General features: G+C 59.8%; 17 protein-coding genes. 5 read left to right on the forward strand and 12 right to left on the reverse strand.

The window, feature by feature from the left end; all coding sequences use genetic code 11:
• Positions 1 to 120 precede the first annotated feature (120 nt).
• Positions 121 to 1500, forward strand: a complete 1380-nt coding sequence (locus QRN31_RS10865) for an MFS transporter (RefSeq protein ID WP_285431954.1) — start codon at positions 121 to 123, stop codon at positions 1498 to 1500.
• A 109-nt stretch (positions 1501 to 1609) separates the two neighbouring features.
• Here the strand turns inward: QRN31_RS10865 and QRN31_RS10870 are convergent, their stop codons facing one another.
• The 3 genes from QRN31_RS10870 to QRN31_RS10880 form a co-directional block, all read right to left on the reverse strand.
• Positions 1610 to 2563, reverse strand: coding sequence for an adenosine deaminase (locus QRN31_RS10870; protein ID WP_222589644.1), 954 nt, complete (start codon positions 2561 to 2563; stop codon positions 1610 to 1612).
• A gap of 79 nt (positions 2564 to 2642) precedes the next feature.
• Positions 2643 to 3608: a 2-oxoglutarate and iron-dependent oxygenase domain-containing protein gene (locus QRN31_RS10875; protein ID WP_285431955.1), complete on the reverse strand. Its 966-nt coding sequence runs from the start codon at positions 3606 to 3608 to the stop codon at positions 2643 to 2645.
• A 162-nt stretch (positions 3609 to 3770) separates the two neighbouring features.
• The gene (locus tag QRN31_RS10880) at positions 3771 to 4853 is read right to left on the reverse strand and encodes a BMP family ABC transporter substrate-binding protein (protein ID WP_285431956.1); all 1083 of its coding nucleotides are present in this window, start codon (positions 4851 to 4853) and stop codon (positions 3771 to 3773) included.
• A 298-nt stretch (positions 4854 to 5151) separates the two neighbouring features.
• Here QRN31_RS10880 and QRN31_RS10885 point away from each other — a divergent pair, with 298 nt between their 5' ends.
• Positions 5152 to 6240: a calcium:cation antiporter gene (locus tag QRN31_RS10885; protein ID WP_285431958.1), complete on the forward strand. Its 1089-nt coding sequence runs from the start codon at positions 5152 to 5154 to the stop codon at positions 6238 to 6240.
• 125 nt (positions 6241 to 6365) lie between these two features.
• Here the strand turns inward: QRN31_RS10885 and QRN31_RS10890 are convergent, their stop codons facing one another.
• The 3 genes from QRN31_RS10890 to QRN31_RS10900 all read right to left on the reverse strand — a co-directional run bounded on the left by QRN31_RS10890 (position 6366) and on the right by QRN31_RS10900 (position 9015).
• Positions 6366 to 7724, reverse strand: a complete 1359-nt coding sequence (locus tag QRN31_RS10890; RefSeq protein ID WP_285431959.1) for an 8-oxoguanine deaminase — start codon at positions 7722 to 7724, stop codon at positions 6366 to 6368.
• A 228-nt stretch (positions 7725 to 7952) separates the two neighbouring features.
• Positions 7953 to 8639, reverse strand: coding sequence for an SDR family oxidoreductase (locus tag QRN31_RS10895; protein WP_285431960.1), 687 nt, complete (start codon positions 8637 to 8639; stop codon positions 7953 to 7955).
• 25 nt (positions 8640 to 8664) lie between these two features.
• Complete coding sequence (locus QRN31_RS10900) at positions 8665 to 9015, reverse strand: MerR family transcriptional regulator (RefSeq protein WP_208672199.1); 351 nt, start codon at positions 9013 to 9015, stop codon at positions 8665 to 8667.
• A gap of 83 nt (positions 9016 to 9098) precedes the next feature.
• Between QRN31_RS10900 and QRN31_RS10905 the strand changes: the two genes are divergently transcribed.
• The gene (locus tag QRN31_RS10905; RefSeq protein WP_285431962.1) at positions 9099 to 9533 is read left to right on the forward strand and encodes a hypothetical protein; all 435 of its coding nucleotides are present in this window, start codon (positions 9099 to 9101) and stop codon (positions 9531 to 9533) included.
• Positions 9534 to 9577: 44 nt separating this feature from the next.
• On the opposite strand, the gene QRN31_RS10910 is transcribed toward QRN31_RS10905, so the two are convergent.
• The 6 genes from QRN31_RS10910 to QRN31_RS10935 all read right to left on the reverse strand — a co-directional run bounded on the left by QRN31_RS10910 (position 9578) and on the right by QRN31_RS10935 (position 15964).
• Positions 9578 to 10504, reverse strand: a complete 927-nt coding sequence (locus QRN31_RS10910) for an ABC transporter permease (protein ID WP_285431963.1) — start codon at positions 10502 to 10504, stop codon at positions 9578 to 9580.
• Complete coding sequence (locus QRN31_RS10915; RefSeq protein WP_285431964.1) at positions 10504 to 11610, reverse strand: ABC transporter permease; 1107 nt, start codon at positions 11608 to 11610, stop codon at positions 10504 to 10506. Before QRN31_RS10915 ends, QRN31_RS10910 begins: the two co-directional genes overlap by 1 nt.
• 11 nt (positions 11611 to 11621) lie before the next feature.
• On the reverse strand, positions 11622 to 13187 hold the full coding sequence (locus tag QRN31_RS10920; protein WP_285431966.1) for an ABC transporter ATP-binding protein: 1566 nt from the start codon (positions 13185 to 13187) through the stop codon (positions 11622 to 11624).
• Positions 13188 to 13716: 529 nt separating this feature from the next.
• A complete protein-coding gene (locus tag QRN31_RS10925) occupies positions 13717 to 14298 on the reverse strand; it encodes an IMPACT family protein (protein WP_285431968.1) in 582 nt (193 codons plus the stop codon).
• A gap of 7 nt (positions 14299 to 14305) precedes the next feature.
• The gene (locus QRN31_RS10930) at positions 14306 to 14956 is read right to left on the reverse strand and encodes a TetR/AcrR family transcriptional regulator (protein WP_285431970.1); all 651 of its coding nucleotides are present in this window, start codon (positions 14954 to 14956) and stop codon (positions 14306 to 14308) included.
• Positions 14957 to 15043: 87 nt separating this feature from the next.
• Entirely contained in the window at positions 15044 to 15964 is a 921-nt protein-coding gene (locus QRN31_RS10935) for a LysR family transcriptional regulator (protein ID WP_007940170.1), read from the reverse strand.
• A 139-nt stretch (positions 15965 to 16103) separates the two neighbouring features.
• Between QRN31_RS10935 and aptA the strand changes: the two genes are divergently transcribed.
• Both aptA and QRN31_RS10945 read left to right on the forward strand, forming a co-directional pair.
• Positions 16104 to 17453 (forward strand): omega-aminotransferase AptA, encoded by a 1350-nt coding sequence (aptA, locus tag QRN31_RS10940; protein WP_208670133.1) that lies wholly within the window; start codon positions 16104 to 16106, stop codon positions 17451 to 17453.
• Between the two features lie 75 nt (positions 17454 to 17528).
• Positions 17529 to 19022 (forward strand): CoA-acylating methylmalonate-semialdehyde dehydrogenase, encoded by a 1494-nt coding sequence (locus QRN31_RS10945; RefSeq protein WP_222589655.1) that lies wholly within the window; start codon positions 17529 to 17531, stop codon positions 19020 to 19022.
• Positions 19023 to 19154: the final 132 nt, after the last annotated feature.

Consider the following 19154-nt stretch of genomic DNA (forward strand, 5'->3'; position numbering starts at 1 on the left):
GTCTGGTGCCAATGAGCTCGGGCGTCGTTAGCAGTTGTGGACAGGTCGCATTCAGCCATCACCCCAAGGGTCTATCGCGCACACTCGAATTCGGGGATTTTCGGATTGGGGGAATGTGGCATGGACTCACGAGGCTTCAGCGCGGCAGAACGACTGGAACGGCTGCCCATCAGCGGTTACCACCGCATCATTTTCATCATCATCGCGTTGGCGTTTTTCTTCGACTCCATGGACCTGGCGATGATGACCTTCCTGCTTGGCTCGATTAAAACCGAGTTCGGCTTGAGCTCGGCGCAAGCCGGGTTACTGGCCAGTTCGAGCTTCTTCGGTATGGTGCTCGGCGCCTCGCTGTCCGGCATGCTGGCCGACCGCTTTGGCCGAAAACCGGTGTTCCAGTGGAGCATCGTGTTGTGGGGTATCGCCAGTTACTTGTGCTCGACGGCGCAGAACATCGAAACGCTGACCTTGTTCCGTATCCTGTTGGGGATTGGCATGGGCATGGAGTTTCCCATCGCGCAGTCGATGCTCTCGGAGTTGATTCCGGCCAAGGGGCGTGGGCGTTACATTGCGTTGATGGACGGGTTCTGGCCGCTGGGGTTCGTCGCGGCCGGGGTGTTGTCGTATTTCCTGTTGCCGGTGGTTGGCTGGCGGGACATCTTTCTCGTTTTAGCGGTGCCGGCAGTGTTCGTTCTGGCGATCCGCTTTTTTATCCCCGAGTCACCGCGCTGGCTGGAACAGGCCGGGCGGCATGAGGCGGCCGATAAAGTGTTGCTGGGAATTGAGCAGCGAGTCCGGGCATCGCTGGGGCGTTCGGACTTACCGGAGCCGATTCGCCTGCCACGCGTGGCCAGTACGCCGGGCAACTTCTTTTCCGCCTTGCGCCAGATCTGGTCGCCGCTGTATCGCCAGCGCACGATGATGATCTGGAGCGTGTGGTTCTTTGCCTTGCTGGGGTTTTATGGCCTGACGTCCTGGCTCAGCGCATTGCTGCAGCAGTCGGGTTTTGCCGTGACGCAATCGGTGTATTACACGGTGTTGATTTCCCTGGGCGGGATTCCAGGCTTTCTGATGGCAGCGTGGCTGGTGGAACGTTGGGGGCGTAAACCGGTGTGCGTGGTGACCCTCCTTGGCGGCGGGGTGATGGCGTTTCTTTACGGTCAGAGCGCAGTTTTTGGCGGCAATGTCGGCTTGTTGATTACCTCGGGCCTGTTGATGCAGTTCTTTCTGTTCGGCATGTGGGCGGTGCTCTACACCTACACGCCTGAGTTGTACCCGACGTCGGCCAGGGCGACGGGATCGGGATTTGCGTCGGCGATTGGTCGCGTGGGTTCGTTACTTGGGCCGCTGGTGACCGGGCTGGTGTTTCCGATCACCGGGCAGGGCGGCGTGTTCGCGTTGGGGGCGATGTGCTTTGCGATTGCGGCGGGGGTGGTTTGGGTGTTCGGGATGGAGACGCGGGGCAAGACGCTTGAAGAACTGACCGAAGCAACGCCTATCTAACTGTGGGAGCGAGCCTGCTCGCGATGGCGGTCTGTCAGTTGATGTAGAGGTTGACTGACACACTGTCATCGCGAGCAGGCTCGCTCCCACATGGGTTATGCGGTGTGGTTTATGGTTTTACCAACCGTGCATCCAGGCTGTTTTGCGCCAATCGCTTGGCCTGATCCTGGGTCATGCCCAAATCGGTGTAGAGCGCATGGAAGTTCTCGGTCACGTACCCGCCGAAGTACGCAGGGTCATCGGAGTTCACCGTGACTTTCACGCCACGCTCAAGCATGTCCAGAATGTTGTGCTGGGACATGTGATCGAACACGCGGAGCTTGGTGTTCGACAACGGGCACACGGTCAGCGGGATCTGCTCGTCGATGATCCGTTGCATCAGACGCTCATCTTCGATGGCGCGCACGCCATGATCGATGCGCTGGATTTTCAGCAGGTCGAGCGCTTCCCAGATGTACTCCGGCGGGCCTTCTTCACCGGCGTGGGCGACGGTCAGGAAACCTTCGTGGCGGGCACGATCGAACACGCGCTGAAACTTGCTCGGCGGGTGACCCATTTCCGAACTGTCCAGACCAACGGCCACAAATGTATCGCGGAACGGCAGCGCCTGGTCGAGGGTTTTCTGTGCTTCGTCTTCGCTCAAGTGACGCAGGAAGCTCAGGATCAAACCGCTGGTGATGCCCAGTTGCTGCTCGCCATCCTTGAGTGCGGCAGCGATGCCGTTGAGCACCACTTCGAAGGGCACGCCACGGTCGGTGTGGGTCTGTGGGTCGAAGAACGGTTCGGTGTGAATCACGTTCTGCGCCTTGCAGCGCAACAGGTACGCCCAGGTCAGGTCGTAGAAATCCTGCGACGTGCGCAAGACATCGGCGCCCTGGTAATACAGGTCGAGAAACTCTTGCAGGTTGTTGAAGGCGTACGCCTTGCGCAGGGTGTCGACATCGCTCCACGGCAGGGCGATCTTGTTGCGTTCGGCCAGGGCGAACAGCAACTCGGGCTCCAGCGAACCCTCCAGGTGCAAGTGCAGTTCTGCCTTGGGCAGGGCGTTCAGCCAGTCGTACATAGTCTTTTCTCATCAGGTGCAGATGACGAGCATTCTACAGATGCTCGTGGAAACAATTAGCAAAACCTGACCAGGCGGTTCACACCGCGTCCTGTTCCCGTCGATAAGCGTAGGTGTCGGCAAAACGCGAGAGCAGGAATTCGGCGCAGGTGGTGGCCGGGTACTTCGCCGGCTGCCCTTCATCCTGACAACCGGGCAGGCATTCAATCGGCGTATCGGGGTGAGGCTCGGCGAAGAACGGCATCGAGTATCGATCGACACCCAACGGGCTGATCACCCGGTGCGGCGTCGACAGGTAACGGTCGTTGCTCCAGCGCGCCATCATGTCGCCGAGATTGACCACGAACGTGCCCTCGATGGGTGGTGCGTCGATCCATTCGCCTTTGACGTTGCGCACCTGCAGTCCACCGGCGGCGTCCTGGTAAAGCAGGGTGATGCAACCGTAATCGGTATGGGCACCTGCACCTTGTTGTTCTTCGCAACTGGCGGTGTGGCGCGGCGGGTAATGAATCATCCGCAGCACGCTGACGGGTTCTTTGAAGCGCGTGTCGAAAAAGTCGCGCTCGATGTTCAGCGCCATCGTCATCGCCCGCAACAGGGTTTGGGCAAGCGCCTGCATGTCGACGTAATGTCGCTCCATCAAAGCTGCCCAACCCGGCAACGACGGATGACGGTTGGGACCGCGCAAGGGTTTTTCGGCGAGGACATCCGGATGATCCGCCGCAAGGTGCAGGCCCATGTCGAAGGTTTCTTTCAGGTCGCTGGGCTTGCTCGGGTCCAGCTGTTCGGTGGCGATGGCGCCATAGCCGCGATGGTGACGGGTCTGGGTGATGTCGATCTTGAGCTTTTCGTCGGTGGGCAGGGCGAAGAAGCGTTGGGCGTGGTCGAGTACCGCGTCGATGCGCGACGGGCTGATCGGGTGGCCCTTGATGTAGAAGAAGCCCCATTCTCGACAGGCGTGGTCGATTTGAGTCGCGATGGCTTGCCAGGCGGTTTGGTCATCGCTGTAGAGCGGGGCGATGTCGATGATGGGAAGACGATTCATGCAATTGTCCTGAGGAATACGCAGTCTGAAAAACACCGCAGTACCCCTGTGGGAGCGAGCTTGCTCGCGATAGCGGACTTTCAGTCAACTTGGATATTGAATGTGACGGCCCCATCGCGAGCAAGCTCGCTCCCACAGGTACAGTGTTGTGGCTGGAGTGGATTACTTGGGAATGTCCGCCTTCATGCCTTCAACGTAGTAGTTCATCGACGCCAGTTCCGCATTGCTGGCCGTCGCACCCGCCGCGATCTTCACAGCGCCGGCCTGATCCTTGATCGGTCCCGTGAACGGACGCAGCGCACCGCTCTTGATGTCGGCGATGAGCTGTTCTGCCTCGGCTTTCACCGGTGCCGGCACCAGGTCGCTGATCGGCAGTTCAACCGTGCCTTCCTGCAACCCGCCCCAGTAATCCTGCGACTTCCACATGTGGTCGAGCACGCTTTGGGTCGCCTGAATGTAATGCGGCCCCCAGTCGTTGACGATCGAGGTCAGCACCGCTTTGGGTCCGAAGTGCGCCATGTCCGAAGCATAGCCAACGGCATACACGCCGCGACGTTCAGCGGCCTGGATCGGTGCCGGGCTGTCAGTGTGCTGGAACACCACGTCCACGCCTTGGTCGATCAGCGCGTTGGCGGCGTCGGCTTCCTTGCCGGGGTCGAACCATGAGTTGACCCACACCACTTTGATCTCGGTGCCCGGGTTGTATTTGTTCAAAGCCAGTTGAATGGCGTTGATGTCACGGATGACTTCAGGGATCGGGAACGAGGCGACGTAGCCGATCTTCTTGGTCCTGGTCATTTTTGCCGCGAGGAAACCGCTGACGTAGCGACCTTCGTACGTGCGAGCCAGATAGGTGCCTAGGTTCTTGTCCTGCTTGTAGCCGGTGGCGTGTTCGAAGGTCACCTTGGGAAATTGCTTCGCCACTTTCAGGGTCGGGTTCATGTAGCCGAAAGAGGTGGTGAAGATCAGGTCGTAGTTGTCCTTGGCCATGTTGCGGATCACCCGCTCGGCGTCCGCACCCTCGGCGACGTTCTCGACGTAGTTGGTGGTGATCTGATTGCCGAACTTTTCGGCCAGCAACTTGCGTCCCTGTTCATGCTGATACGTCCAGCCGTGGTCACCGATCGGGCCGATGTAGACGAAGCCGACTTTCAGCGGGTCGGCGGCACTGGCGGTCAGGCTGGCGCTCAGACCGATGGCCGCGACAACGGCGCCAAGCAGCTTCTTCAACGGACGTTTGTGCATGAATGGAACTCCATGTTGTTGTGAGGTTGGCGGGGGCAATGCAAGTTGCTGACCAACAGGACAACAAAATGGCTTGCGACCGCGTAACGGCTATCGCGAGCAGGCTCACTCCCACAGGAAGCGGCGAGATTCCTGTGGGAGCGAGCCTGCTCGCGATGTGGCCGGTGCGGACAATAAAAGTGCATCGCCTGAAACGGCTGCCATCCACTGGTGCGCTAAGGTGTAACGAAACGTTAGCGCTCCACCGCAGTCAGTAGCTCATCACTCTGCTTTCGCTGCATCGGCAAAAAGGCCCGCAATGCTCACACTCTTCAAGCAAGAAAAGTTTCTCCTGCTGGCGCTGCTCGCTGCCGTCGCTGCTTATCCACTGGAACACTGGATGTTGCACAGTGGCCAGCCGGTTGCACTCGCTGCCGGCCTGGTCCTGATCGGTTTCATCGTCGCCGCCTCCATGCGCGTGGCCCATCACGCCGAACTGCTTGCCGAGAAAGTCGGTGACCCCTACGGCACGATGATCCTGACACTGGCTGCGGTGCTGGTAGAGGTGGTGATCCTGGCGATCATGATGAGCAACGAAGCCTCATCGACCCTGGTGCGTGACACGATTTATTCGGCGGTCATGCTCGACATCAACGGCATCCTCGGCCTTGCCGCGTTGATGGGCGGGATCAAGCACGGCGAGCAGTCTTACAACGACGATTCGGCCCGCAGTTACAGCGTGATGATCCTCACCGCCATGGGCGTCTCGATGGTGGTGCCGGAGTTCATTCCCGAAGCCAACTGGAAGGTGTATTCGGCGTTCACCATCGGTGCAATGATCGTGCTCTATGCCCTGTTCCTGCGCATGCAGGTGGGGCCACACAGTTATTTCTTCAGCTACAGCTACCCGGAAAAACGTCGCAAGAAACTCCCGGAAGAAGCACCTGAACCGGTCAATCTGACGCTGAGTATCGCCACCTTGGTGTTCGGCGTGGTGGTCATCGGCGCGTTGGCCGAGGTGATGTCCAAGACCCTCGACCTGGGCCTGGAAGGAACAGGCGCTCCGCCGGTGATCACGGCGATTCTGGTGGCGGCGATATCGGCAGCCCCGGAAATCCTCACCGCGTTGCGAGCGGCATTGGCCAACCGCATGCAGTCGGTGGTCAACATTGCCATGGGGGCGTCGCTGTCGACGGTGATCCTGACGGTGCCGGTGATGGAAGCCATGGCGCTCTACACCGGTCAGCCGTTCCAGATGGCAATGACCCCGGTGCAGACGGTGATGATCTTCCTCACCTTGATCGTCAGCGCGATCAACCTCAACGATGGCGAAACCAATGCCATCGAAGGGATGACTCACTTTGTGCTGTTTGCAACATTCATCATGTTGTCGCTGTTGGGCCTCTGAAATCACCACAAATCCCTGTGGGAGCGAGCCTGCTCGCGATGACGGAGTGTCAGCCGACCTTGATAGTGTCTGGCACACCGCTATCGCGAGCAGGCTCGCTCCCACAGTTTTTGATGGATGTTGTGTCAGGTGCCGGCGATCAGCTGCCGGGCAGCCTGGCTGTGATCGGCGATCAGACCTTTAAGATCCAGCCCCTCAACCTGCCCGTCAATCACCCGCCACTTGCCACCCACCATCACCCGATCCGCGCGATCCGCACCGCACAGCAGCAACGCCGACACCGGATCATGACTGCCGGAGAAGCGCAGCTCGTCAAGCTTGAACAACGCCAGATCCGCCTGCTTGCCCACCGCCAGTTCGCCGATATCCGTGCGCCCGAGCAAACTCGCCGAGCCCTTGGTCGCCCAGCCCAGAACCCGTTCCGGAGTGATCTTTTCCGCGCCGTAACGCAGCCGCTGAATATAAAGCGCCTGACGGGTTTCGAGCATCATGTTCGAGGCATCGTTGGACGCCGAGCCGTCCACCCCAAGACCCAGCAACGCGCCAGCAGCGGTCAGGTCCAGTGTTGGGCAAATGCCAGAGGCCAGGCGCATGTTCGAGCTCGGGCAATGGCAGATGCCAGTGCCGGCCGCGCCGAGGCGGGCGATTTCGTCCGGGTTGAAGTGGATACCATGAGCCAGCCAGGTGCGCGGGCCGAGCCAGCCGACGCTGTCCAGGTAATCCACGGTGCGCAGGCCGAAGCGTTGCAGGCAAAAGTCTTCTTCGTCGAGGGTTTCGGCCAGGTGAGTGTGCAGGCGAACGTCGAGTTTATTGGCCAGCTCGGCGCTGGCGGACATGATTTCCGGGGTCACCGAAAACGGCGAGCACGGCGCCAGAGCGATCTGGATTTGCGCGCCATCGCCACGCTCGTGGTATTCGGCGATCAGGCGCTGACTGTCGGCGAGAATCACTTCGCCTTCCTGCACGGTTTGCTGCGGTGGCAGGCCGCCGTCCTTTTCGCCCAGGCTCATGGAGCCGCGCGTCAGCATGGCGCGCATGCCCAGCTCGCGGACGCTCTCGACTTGCACGTCGATGGCATTTTCCAGGCCTTGCGGAAACAGGTAGTGGTGGTCGGCGGCGGTGGTGCAGCCAGACAGCAGCAATTCGGCCAGCGCGACTTTGCTGGCAAGGGCGAGTTTTTCAGGGGTCAGACGCGCCCAGACCGGGTACAGGGTTTTCAGCCACGGGAACAATGGCTGATTGACCACCGGCGCCCAGGCGCGGGTCAGGGTTTGATAGAAGTGGTGATGGGTGTTGATCAGCCCCGGCAGGATCACATGCTCGCGAGCATCGAAAACCTGTCCACAAGGCGCGCTAGGTTGCTGGCCGGCAGCGAGCACTTCGACGATCAAACCGTCTTGCAGCACCAGTCCGCCACGGGCATCGAGGCCATTGGCAGTGAAGATTGCGAGGGGATTTTTTAACCAGGTACGGGTCGCAGGCATGGTGGCCGGCTCCTCTGAAAGTGGGGTTCAGGTTAGCCAGCTCAGTGATTACCCTGTCTGCTGATCCAGGGTCGCCGCGGGGACGAGGAGCGAAGTTTACTCAGATTGAGCGCCGCAGATCCAGTGTGGGAGCGAGCTTGCTCGCGATAGCGGACTAATGGTCGACATCGATGTTGAATGTGCGACCGCTATCGCGAGCAAGCTCGCTCCCACAGGGGGCGGCGGTGTTTACCAGGGAATGGTTTCACCCCGGTAATTCACGAAGTGATGCCCGCCCTTGCCGGTGTATGCGTTCACCTGATCAATGAGACCACGGGTGCTGGTTTCCACATCGATGTCGGCGCCTTCACCGCCCATATCCGTCTTCACCCAGCCCGGATGCAACGACAACACGGTGAGTTTCTGCTCGCCCAATTGGGTCACGAAACTGTTGGTCATCGAGTTCAACGCCGCCTTGCTGGCCTTATACAACGCCAGCTCCGGCGCGTCCGGCATGGTCACGCTGCCCAGCACCGAACTCATGAAGGCCAGTACGCCGGTATCCGGGCGAATCTGCCCGACAAAACGCTGTGCCAGATTGATCGGTGCCACGGCGTTGGTGAAGAACAATTGGCCGACCTCGGCCAAGGTCGCACCGCCCGGTGTTTGCACGTCCGGGCCTTTGACTCCGGCATTCACGAACAGCAAATCAAACACTTCGCCCTTGAGCCGTTGGCTCAGCGCGATGACCGCCTGCTGGTCATCCATATCGAGTTTCTCGATCCGCACCTTGCCCAGCGCTTGCAGTGCTTCGGCATTCTGCGGATTGCGCACGGTGGCGGTGACTTGCCAGCCGTCGGCCAGCAGGGTTTTCACCAGACCGAGGCCAAGGCCACGGGAGGCGCCAATGATGAGTGCGGTTTTTGCCGTAGACATGAGGGGCTTCCTTGATCAATGAGGGTCACGGATTTAATGGACAACGCTGACCGAGCCGTTGCTGCAACTCACTGCGCAGCGCGCCCAGTTCGTCCATTCGGGTTTCAATCAGTTTGAGTTTGTCTTGCAGCAATTGCGTGACGGCACTGTCCGGGTTGGGCGACTGCCACAACGCGGCGACACTGTTAGCGATCTCGCCGAGGGTAAACCCCAGCCGTTGAGCCGTCTTGATATACAGCACCAGTTGCACCATGTCCGCCGGGTAGTCGCGATATCCGTTGGCCGTGCGTTGTGCCGCGATCAACCCGCGTTGCTCGTAAAAGCGCAGCGTGTCGCGACTGACGGCGCAGGCCTGGGCTAATTCACCGATGCGCATCATGACGTCTCGAGAGGGGGTTGACCTTGGAGCATACTCCAGGCTTTAGCCTTTTTGCTCCCTGATTTTATGGAGCAAGAAGGATGTGGACTTCAACGCAATATCGCCGGTTGGTGCGGGGTAGCGCCTGGTATGACTTGATCGTGACGGCGGCGTTTGCCACGCCGTGGAGCTTCACCGCATTGCATGGAGTGTTGTCGAGTTTGAGTCAGGCTATCAACCTGCCCGGTGAATTGCCGGCGTTCGAGCCGATGCACATGCTGATGGCCAATCTGTTTGGCTCGATTGTGTGTATCTGGGCGGTGCTGCGCATCCGCGATCCGCAGCAGATTTTTGGTCGGTACGACGCGGTGGGGCGGTTCCTGTTTGCGGCTTGGATGCTCTATGCCTTGGTTCACGGCGCCAGTTATTTGCTGGTGATTTTCCTGGTCTTGGAATTGGCGTGGGGCTTAGCTCAAGTGTTGCCAGTGCGGGCGTCATCGCGAGCAAGCTCGCTCCCACAGGGGAATGCGTTCTAATGTGGGAGTGAGCCTGCTCGCGATGGGGCCAGTGCAGGCAGCCGCTAATGCCCGGCCTGCCACGGCTGCCCCAACGACACCGGCGCATACAACCGCGTACGCAGCGCATCCCGCGACAGCAGCACCAACACCACAATGGTCGCGACATAAGGCAGCATCGCCAGCAGGCTCGACGGAATCGCCAGCCCCAATCCCTGCGCCACCAAATGCAGGATGCTGGCGAGTCCGAACAGATACGCCCCCAGCAGCAACCGCCACACCCGCCAACTGGCAAATACCACCAGGGCCAGGGCAATCCAGCCGCGACCGGCACTCATGTTCTCCGCCCACATCGGCGTATACGCCAGGGACAAATACGCCCCGGCCAAACCGGCCATCGCGCCGCCGAACAGCACCGCCAGCGTGCGCACACCCAACACCGGCAAGCCCATCGCGCTGGCCGCATCCGGGTTTTCCCCGACAGCTTGAATGATCAATCCGACGCGGCTTTTCACAATCACCCAGGCCACCAGAGCAAACAGCGCGAACGACAGGTACACCAGCAGATCCTGGGCAAACAGCATTCGTCCGATCAGCGGAATGTCACTCAAATAAGGAATCGCCACCGGCTCAAAACCGGCCAGCGGTTTACCGACCCACGCCGCGCCGACAAAGGTCGACAGACCGACGCCGAAGATCGTCAACGCCAACCCGGTGGCCACTTGGTTGGCGTTGAACACCAGCGCCACCAGCGCAAACAGCGACGACAACAGCATCCCCGCGAGCATGGCCAGCAATACACCGAGCCACAGGTTGCCGCTGTTCAGCGCGACGATAAAACCGATCACTGCGCCAAACAGCATCATGCCTTCCTGGCCGAGGTTGAGGACGCCGCTCTTCTCGCAGATCAACTCTCCAAGGGCCACCAACAGCAACGGCGTACCACAACGAACCATGGCGTAGAAAATATTGCTCAGCAGATCGATATCCATCACAGCGCTCCTGCCTGCACGGCATTGGTGTGCGCACGGCGGGACCAGCGCAGGTTCAAACGGGGTCGGTAGAGAATCAGCACGTCACTGGCAAGCAGGAAAAACAGCATCATCCCCTGGAACAACTGCGTGATCGCTTGTGGCAGGTTCATGCTCATCTGCGCGCTCTCGCCGCCGATGTACAGCAGCGCCATCAACAGGCTGGAAAAAACAATGCCGATGGGATTGAGCCGTCCGAGAAACGCCACAGTGATCGCCGCATAGCCGTAACCGGGCGAGACTTGCGGCACCAGTTGACCGATGGGGCCGGTGACTTCGCACACCCCGGCCAACCCCGCCAACCCGCCACTGATCAGCAGTGCCAACCAGATCAGGCGCTTCTCGCGAAAGCCGACGAAACCTGCCGCACGCTTGTCCAGCCCTAGCACTTTGATCTGGAACCCGACAAAGCTCTTCTGCAGCAACACCCACACCGCCACCAATGCAAGGAGCGCGAAATACACCCCGGCGTGAACCCGGCCGTCCTCGATCAACAGCGGCAGACGACTGGCATCGCCAAACATCGCCGACTCTGGAAAGTTGAAGCCGGCAGGATCTTTCAGCGGCCCATGCACGCAGAACAGCAAAAGGTTCAAGGCGATGTAATTGAGCATGATGCTGGTGAGGATTTCATTGGCATTGAATCGCGTGCGCAACCACGCCGTCAGACCGGCCCACGCCGCGCCGGCCAGGGTGCCAACGAACAGGATCAGCACCAGCGCCCAGCGACTTTGCATGTCGATAATGTTCACCGCCAACGCACTGCCAGCTAGCGCTCCCAGCAGCAGTTGGCCTTCGGCGCCGATGTTCCAGATCCGTGCTTGATACGCCACCGCCAGGCCCAGGGCGCAGAGCAGAATCGGCAACGCTTTGACGAGCAACTCAGAGACGCCATACAGGTCGCTGATCGGCGCAATCAGCAGGGTGTGCAGCGTCAACAATGGATCGTGTCCCAGCGCAATAAACAGCAGCGAGCCGCAGCCCAAGGTCAGGACTGCCGCCAGCAACGGCGAGCACCACAGCATCAGGCGCGATTGCTGGCCACGGGGTTCGAGAGAAAGCAGCATGTAAAACTCCGTTAAACCGCAGCGGGTGCGAGGGATTGAGGGGCGTCGAACTGGCCGGCCATCCAGCCGCCGACATCGATCAGGCGTGTGTCGAGCGTGGCTCTGAGTGGCGACAGATGTCCGCTGCACAGGGCGCCGAGGCGGTCGCTGATCTGGAACAGTTCGTCGAGGTCTTCGGAGATCACCAGAATCGCCGCGCCAGCATCGCGCAAGGCAATCAAGGCTCGGTGAATGGTGGCGGCGGCGCCGACGTCCACGCCCCAGGTCGGGTGCGCGGCCACCAGCAATTTGGGTTGCTGGAGGATTTCCCGGCCAAGGATGAACTTCTGCAAATTGCCGCCAGACAGGCTGCGCGCGGGTGTCTGGCTATCGGGTGCTTTCACCGCGAAACGCCGGATGATCTCTCGCGCCAGAGCTTCGACCTTGCTGCGCTGGATCAACCCGTGGCTGACCAGCCCTTGCCCAAATGCGCTCAGCAGGGCGTTGTCGGCCAGGCTCAAATCGGGCACCGCACCGTGGCCCAGACGCTCGGCAGGCACGAATGCCAGACCGAGCCGACGCCGCGCATCGGGCCGCAAATCGGCAACCGGTTGTCCGTCGAAACGGATCGTCGCGTGGTCATTGCGGGTCAGCCGTTCTTCACCGCTGAGCAAGGCCAGCAATTCATCCTGACCATTGCCTGCCACACCGGCGATGCCGACGATTTCACCGCTGCGCACTTGCAGGTCAATGCCTTTCAGGGAGCAGCCAAACGGGTCCGGGTTGTGCCAGGACAATCCGTTCACGTTCAAAAATGCCTCGCCGCCCGTCACCTTCGGATACTCGGTGATCAGCGCGGCAGCCTCGCCGACCATCAGTTTCGCCAGTTGCTGATCCGAGCACTGCGAAGGCACGCAATGGCCGGCCACCCGTCCGCCGCGCAGCACCGTGGCGCTGTGACACAAGGCACGAACTTCGCCGAGCTTGTGGCTGATAAACAGAATGCTGCAGCCCTCGGCCGCCAGTCGGCGCAGGGTAATGAACAGTTCATCGGCCTCTTGTGGTGTCAGCACCGAGGTTGGCTCATCGAAAATCAACAGGCGGATGTCCTGCATCAGGCAACGGACGATTTCGACTCGCTGCCGTTCGCCGATCGACAGGCTGTGGACAAGTCGCTCCGGCTCCAGCGCCATGCCGTAGCGCCGGGAAACCTCACGAATTCTTGGCTCCAGCTGTTTCGGCGTGCCGGCCGCCGCGCCCATCGCCAAGGCAATGTTCTGCGCCACACTGAGGGTTTCGAACAATGAAAAATGCTGGAACACCATGCCGATCCCCAGCCCGCGAGCCTGTGCCGGATTGCGCATGTTCACACGCTGACCTTGCCAGATCATCTCCCCGGAATCGGCATGGGTGACGCCGTAGATGATCTTCATCAATGTGCTTTTCCCCGCGCCGTTTTCGCCCAGCAGTGCATGGATTTCACCGGGGGCGATGCTCAGGTCGATGGCGTCGTTGGCCAGGCATCCGGGGTAACGTTTGCTGATTTTGCACAATTGCAGACGGGGGATTTGATCAGGGGGCGGCACGGGGTTGGGCATGACGGGCTCGGTTCGATGGGCGTTATACCTGTGGATAAAGCAATTTCCTGGCCATTGAGTCAGGAAAACTGAAAATCCACGTCGGTAACGGCTTTGCCGGCGGGGCCTCGCCATATTTCGATCCCGGCTCGGCACCACTTGAGGGCAAAGTGTTTGATCAGGCTCTGATTTTGCCCAGGCACTTTGATCAAAAAACGAGCAACACGCCGTAAGCTATGCCAGATAGGGGGCTGCGCCAGCCATGAACGGGTTATCCACAGGTTGCTCCACAGTATTTGTGCGCAAGCCGAAAGCACGGGCATAAGCACTGCGCGGCTATCTCTAAAGGTGATAAACCACTCTAACTATTTGTTTTTTCGTTAAATTTGTCTTGTTGGTGGCAAATTGGACGAAAAGTGAGCAAACACCGCAAAGCCGCATGACAGAAGGGTTACAGCAGAATGTGCTCAGGTTATCCACAGCCGGGTGCACAGCAGATGTGGGCAAATACATCGACTCGATGAAAGGATGGTGAACGGAGTTGGTGCGATCAGTGCTGCAACAGAATGCGTCCGCGACTCAAATCCGCGAGTTGGGTTTGCAAGAGGTCGATGCGTTCCCTACCGATTGCCAGTTGCAGTTCCACGCCGTTGGCGGTGAACGTTTCTTCCACCACCAGACCGCCCGATTCTGCGACCCGCAGTTTCACCAGGGCCAACTCGCCAAAGGCGCAGGCACAGCTGACGGGCACTCGACTGATCAACTCAACCTTCGCCGCAGCTTGCAGGCACTTGTTCGCGCCACCGCCGTACGCCCGGGCGAGGCCGCCGGTGCCCAGTTGAATGCCGCCGTACCAGCGGATCACCAGCACCGCGACCTGATCGCAATCCTGCGCCTCGATCGCCGCCAGAATCGGCCGGCCGGCGGTGCCACCGGGTTCGCCATCGTCGTTGCTGCGATATTGGTCGCCCAGTTTCCAGGCCCAGCAATTGTGCGAGGCATTCAGATCGCTGTGCTGCTCGATGAACGCCTGAGCCTCAGCGGGGCTGGAGATCGGCGCGGCGAAGGTGATGAAGCGGCTTTTGCGAATCTCTTCGCGAAACTCGCAAAAGCCGCTGAGGGTAGAAGGCATAAGTGTCTTAAATGGTTGGCGTCAGGCCGCAGCCCTTGAGGACGATGCGGATCAGGTTGTTGCCGGCGTCTTCCATGTCTTGCTTGGTCAGCTTGGTACGGCCGCTGACACGGCAGATCTGGGTGGCGAAGTCTGCGTAATGCTGGGTGCTGCCCCACAACAGGAAGATCAGGTTGACCGGATCGACCGGGTCCATCTTTCCTGCGTCGATCCACGCCTGGAACACCGCGGCCCGGCCCTGGAACCAGTCGCGATAATCCTGGTTGAAATACTCGGTCAGGCACTCGCCACCGCTGATTACTTCCATCGCAAAAATGCGCGAGGCTTGTGGCTGGCGGCGCGAGAATTCCATTTTGGCGCGGATGTAACGAGTCAGCGCTTGCGCTGGATCGTCCTGGGCGGTGAGGGTGTTGAAGGTGCTGTCCCACAACTGAAGAATGTTGCTCAACACCGCGACGTACAAACCAAGCTTGTTGGTGAAGTAGTAATGCAGGTTTGCCTTGGGCAACCCGGCATTCAAGGCGATGGTGTTCATGCTGGTGCCTTTGAACCCGTGACGGGCGAACTCGTCTTCGGCGGCTTTGATGATGGTCTCTTCGTTCTTCTGACGAATGCGGCTGGCAGGTTTGCCGCCGTGAGCGGGGACTTCAAAGGTCATAGGCACTTCCAGACTGTTGAGTGGGTGCAACCAGTGCGTTGATAGCGCACCCACAGGCTCCAGACAAGTCCCGAGGCAATAAAAGCCCTAGCGTGTTGCCGCCAGACTCTCCAAAAAGCTTTCCAGCACCAGATGGGGGCGCCGGCCCTTGCGAGTGACCGATGCGAGGCTCAAGTCATAAAAGCGTGCCTTGGGTTTAAGGGCACGCAATCGACCTTGTTGCACCCAAAGGCTCGCGTAATGATCCGGCAGGTAACCGATGTAGCGTCCGGTCAGAATCAGGAAGGCCATGCCTTCGCGGTCCGAGGCACTGGCGGTGCAATTGAGTGCCTGGTAATGCGCCTGAATCTCGGCCGGCAAGCGGAACGTCGGGGCGATGGCGTCCTGGCTGTTGAGGCGCTCGTCGTCCAGTTGTTTGTCATCAACGTAAAACAATGGGTGCCCGACCGCGCAATACAGCAGCGAGCGTTCGCTGTAGAGCGGCTGATATTCCAGGCCCGACAGCGCGCTGGCCTGCGGCACGACACCGACATGCAAGCGGCCGTCGAGCACGCCTTGTTCGACTTCGTTGGGCGCGATCATGCGGATCTGAATCTGCACGTCCGGCCCGCGTTCCTTCAATTGCGCCAGCGCGTGGGTGATCCGCATGTGGGGGAGGGTGACCAGGTTATCGGTCAGGCCAATGGTCAACTCGCCGCGCAGATGCTGGTGCAGGCCGTTGACCTCGGTGCGGAAACTTTCCAGCGCACTTAATAGCTGCAACGCCGATTGGTACACCTCGCGACCTTCTTCGGTCAGGGAAAACCCGGCGCGCCCGCGTTGACACAGGCGCAGGCCGAGGCGTTGTTCCAGATCGCTCATTTGCTGGCTGATGGCTGAGCGGCCAATGCCCAGCACCGATTCCGCCGCTGAAAAGCCACCGCATTCCACCACGCTGCGGAAGATGCGCAGCAGTCGGATATCAAAGTCGCTGACTTGGGCCAGTGGATCGGGACGGCGAGTGCTCATGCGTTAATGACTCAAAGTTTAGTAGCGACCAGACTGAACGTTAGAAGAGTTGGATTTCACAGACTTTATCTCCGTGGCAATTTAGCTGCAAGAACGCTTTTCATCTCCACGCCGCTTATCGCCCTGCGAGGTTTTGCCCATGAACTTGCCTGAAAATGCCCCGACTTCCCTGGCCAGCCAGCTCAAGCTCGATGCTCACTGGATGCCCTACACCGCCAACCGCAATTTCCAGCGTGATCCGCGACTGATCGTGGCGGCTGAAGGCAGCTGGCTGACGGACGACAAAGGCCGCAAAGTCTACGATTCGCTGTCCGGTCTGTGGACCTGCGGCGCCGGGCACACCCGCAAGGAAATTCAGGAAGCGGTCGCCAAGCAACTGGGCACCCTCGATTACTCGCCGGGCTTCCAGTACGGTCACCCGCTGTCGTTCCAGCTGGCTGAAAAAATCACAGACCTGACGCCGGGCAATCTCAACCACGTGTTCTTCACCGACTCGGGTTCCGAGTGCGCCGACACTGCGGTGAAGATGGTCCGCGCCTACTGGCGTCTGAAAGGCCAAGCGACCAAGACCAAAATGATCGGCCGTGCCCGTGGTTACCACGGCGTGAACATCGCCGGCACCAGCCTCGGCGGCGTCAACGGCAACCGCAAAATGTTTGGCCAGGCGATGATGGACGTCGATCACCTGCCGCACACCTTGCTGGCGAGTAATGCCTACTCCCGTGGCATGCCGACAGAGGGCGGCATCGCCCTGGCGGATGAACTGCTCAAGCTGATCGAACTGCACGACGCTTCGAACATCGCTGCTGTATTCGTCGAGCCAATGGCCGGGTCCGCTGGCGTGCTGGTTCCGCCACAGGGTTACCTCAAGCGTCTGCGCGAGATCTGCGATCAGCACAACATCCTGCTGGTGTTCGACGAAGTGATCACCGGTTTCGGCCGTACCGGTTCGATGTTCGGCGCAGACAGCTTCGGCGTGACGCCGGACCTGATGTGCATCGCCAAACAAGTCACCAACGGCGCGATCCCGATGGGCGCGGTGATTGCCAGCTCCGAGATCTACCAGACCTTCATGAATCAGGCGACGCCTGAGTACGCAGTCGAATTCCCGCACGGCTACACCTATTCCGCACACCCGGTGGCTTGCGCCGCTGGCCTGGCAGCCCTCGATCTGCTGCAAAAGGAAAACCTGGTGCAGAGCGTGGCCGAAGTCGCACCGCATTTCGAAAATGCGCTGCACGGTCTCAAGGGCTCGAAGAACATCATCGACATTCGTAACTACGGCCTGGCCGGCGCGATCCAGATCGCACCGCGTGATGGCGATGCCATCGTGCGTCCGTTCGAAGCCGGCATGGCGCTTTGGAAAGCCGGGTTCTACGTGCGCTTCGGCGGCGACACCCTGCAGTTCGGCCCAACCTTCAACAGCAAGCCGCAAGACCTGGATCGTCTGTTCGACGCGGTCGGCGAAGTGCTGAACAAGATCGACTGATTTTCCCCTCTATATAAGTACAAAACAGCAGACGCCCTCGACGGGCGTCTGTGGACAACTTTTCAGGAGCCCTGCATGAGCCTTATCCCGCATTTGATCAATGGCGAACTGGTAACCGAAGACGGTCGCACGGCCGACGTGTTCAACCCGTCTACTGGCCAGGCCATCCACAAGCTGCCGTTGGCTAGCCGTGAAACCATTCAGAAAGCCATCGACTCGGCCAAAGCTGCGTTCCCGGCGTGGCGCAATACGCCACCGGCCAAGCGTGCGCAGGTAATGTTCCGCTTCAAGCAATTGCTGGAGCAGAACGAAGCACGTATCGCCCAATTGATCAGCGAAGAGCACGGCAAGACTCTGGAAGACGCTGCCGGTGAACTGAAACGCGGTATCGAGAACGTCGAGTTCGCTTGCGCAGCGCCGGAAATCCTCAAGGGTGAGTACAGCCGCAACGTCGGGCCGAACATTGATGCCTGGTCGGATTTCCAGCCACTGGGTGTGGTTGCCGGTATCACTCCGTTCAACTTCCCGGCGATGGTGCCACTGTGGATGTATCCGCTGGCGATCGTCTGCGGTAACTGCTTCATCCTCAAACCGTCCGAGCGTGATCCAAGCTCGACATTGCTGATCGCTCAATTGTTGCTGGAAGCCGGTCTGCCTAAAGGTGTGCTGAGTGTGGTGCACGGCGATAAGGCTGCGGTTGACGCGCTGATCGAAGCGCCGGAAGTCAAAGCGCTGAGCTTCGTGGGTTCGACGCCGATTGCCGAGTACATCTATGCCGAAGGCACCAAGCGCGGCAAACGCGTCCAGGCACTGGGCGGCGCGAAGAACCATGCGGTGCTGATGCCGGATGCGGATCTGGATAATGCCGTCAGTGCTCTGATGGGCGCTGCGTATGGTTCCTGCGGCGAGCGTTGCATGGCGATCTCGGTGGCCGTGTGTGTTGGCGACCAAGTGGCAGATGCATTGGTGGCCAAACTGACGCCGCAGATCAAGGCGCTGAAGATCGGTGCCGGTACCTCCTGTGGTCTGGACATGGGCCCGCTGGTTTCCGCTCAGGCTCGTGACAAAGTGAGTGGCTATATAGAAGACGGCGTCTCGGCCGGAGCTTCGTTGGTGGTCGATGGCCGTGGCTTGAGCGTAACCGGCCATGAAGATGGTTTCTTCCTGGGCGGCTGCCTGTTCGATAACGTCACGCCAGAGATGCGTATCTATAAAGAAGAGATCTTCGGACCCGTGCTGTGTGTCGTTCGGGTCAATAGCCTGGAAGAGGCCATGCAACTGATCAACGATCACGAGTATGGCAACGGCACCTGCATCTTCACCCGTGACGGTGAAGCGGCGCGGTTGTTCTGTGACGAGATCGAAGTCGGTATGGTTGGCGTCAACGTGCCATTGCCGGTGCCGGTGGCTTATCACAGCTTTGGTGGCTGGAAGCGTTCGCTGTTCGGCGATCTGCATGCGTACGGTCCCGATGGCGTGCGTTTCTATACCCGTCGCAAGGCTATTACCCAGCGCTGGCCGCAGCGGGCGAGCCATGAAGCATCGCAATTCGCATTCCCTAGCTTGTAAGTAGAAAGGGAAAAAGGCCGGCCCCAGGGGCCGGCCTTTGCGTTTCTGGGGCTGTTTGCACCGATATGACAGAATTATGAAAATAGGTGTTGACGGCAGATTCTGGAAGTCTATAATTCGCCCCACTTCCGG

The sequence above is a fragment of the Pseudomonas sp. fls2-241-R2A-110 genome (assembly GCF_030209165.1).
Classification (GTDB): Bacteria; Pseudomonadota; Gammaproteobacteria; order Pseudomonadales; family Pseudomonadaceae; genus Aquipseudomonas.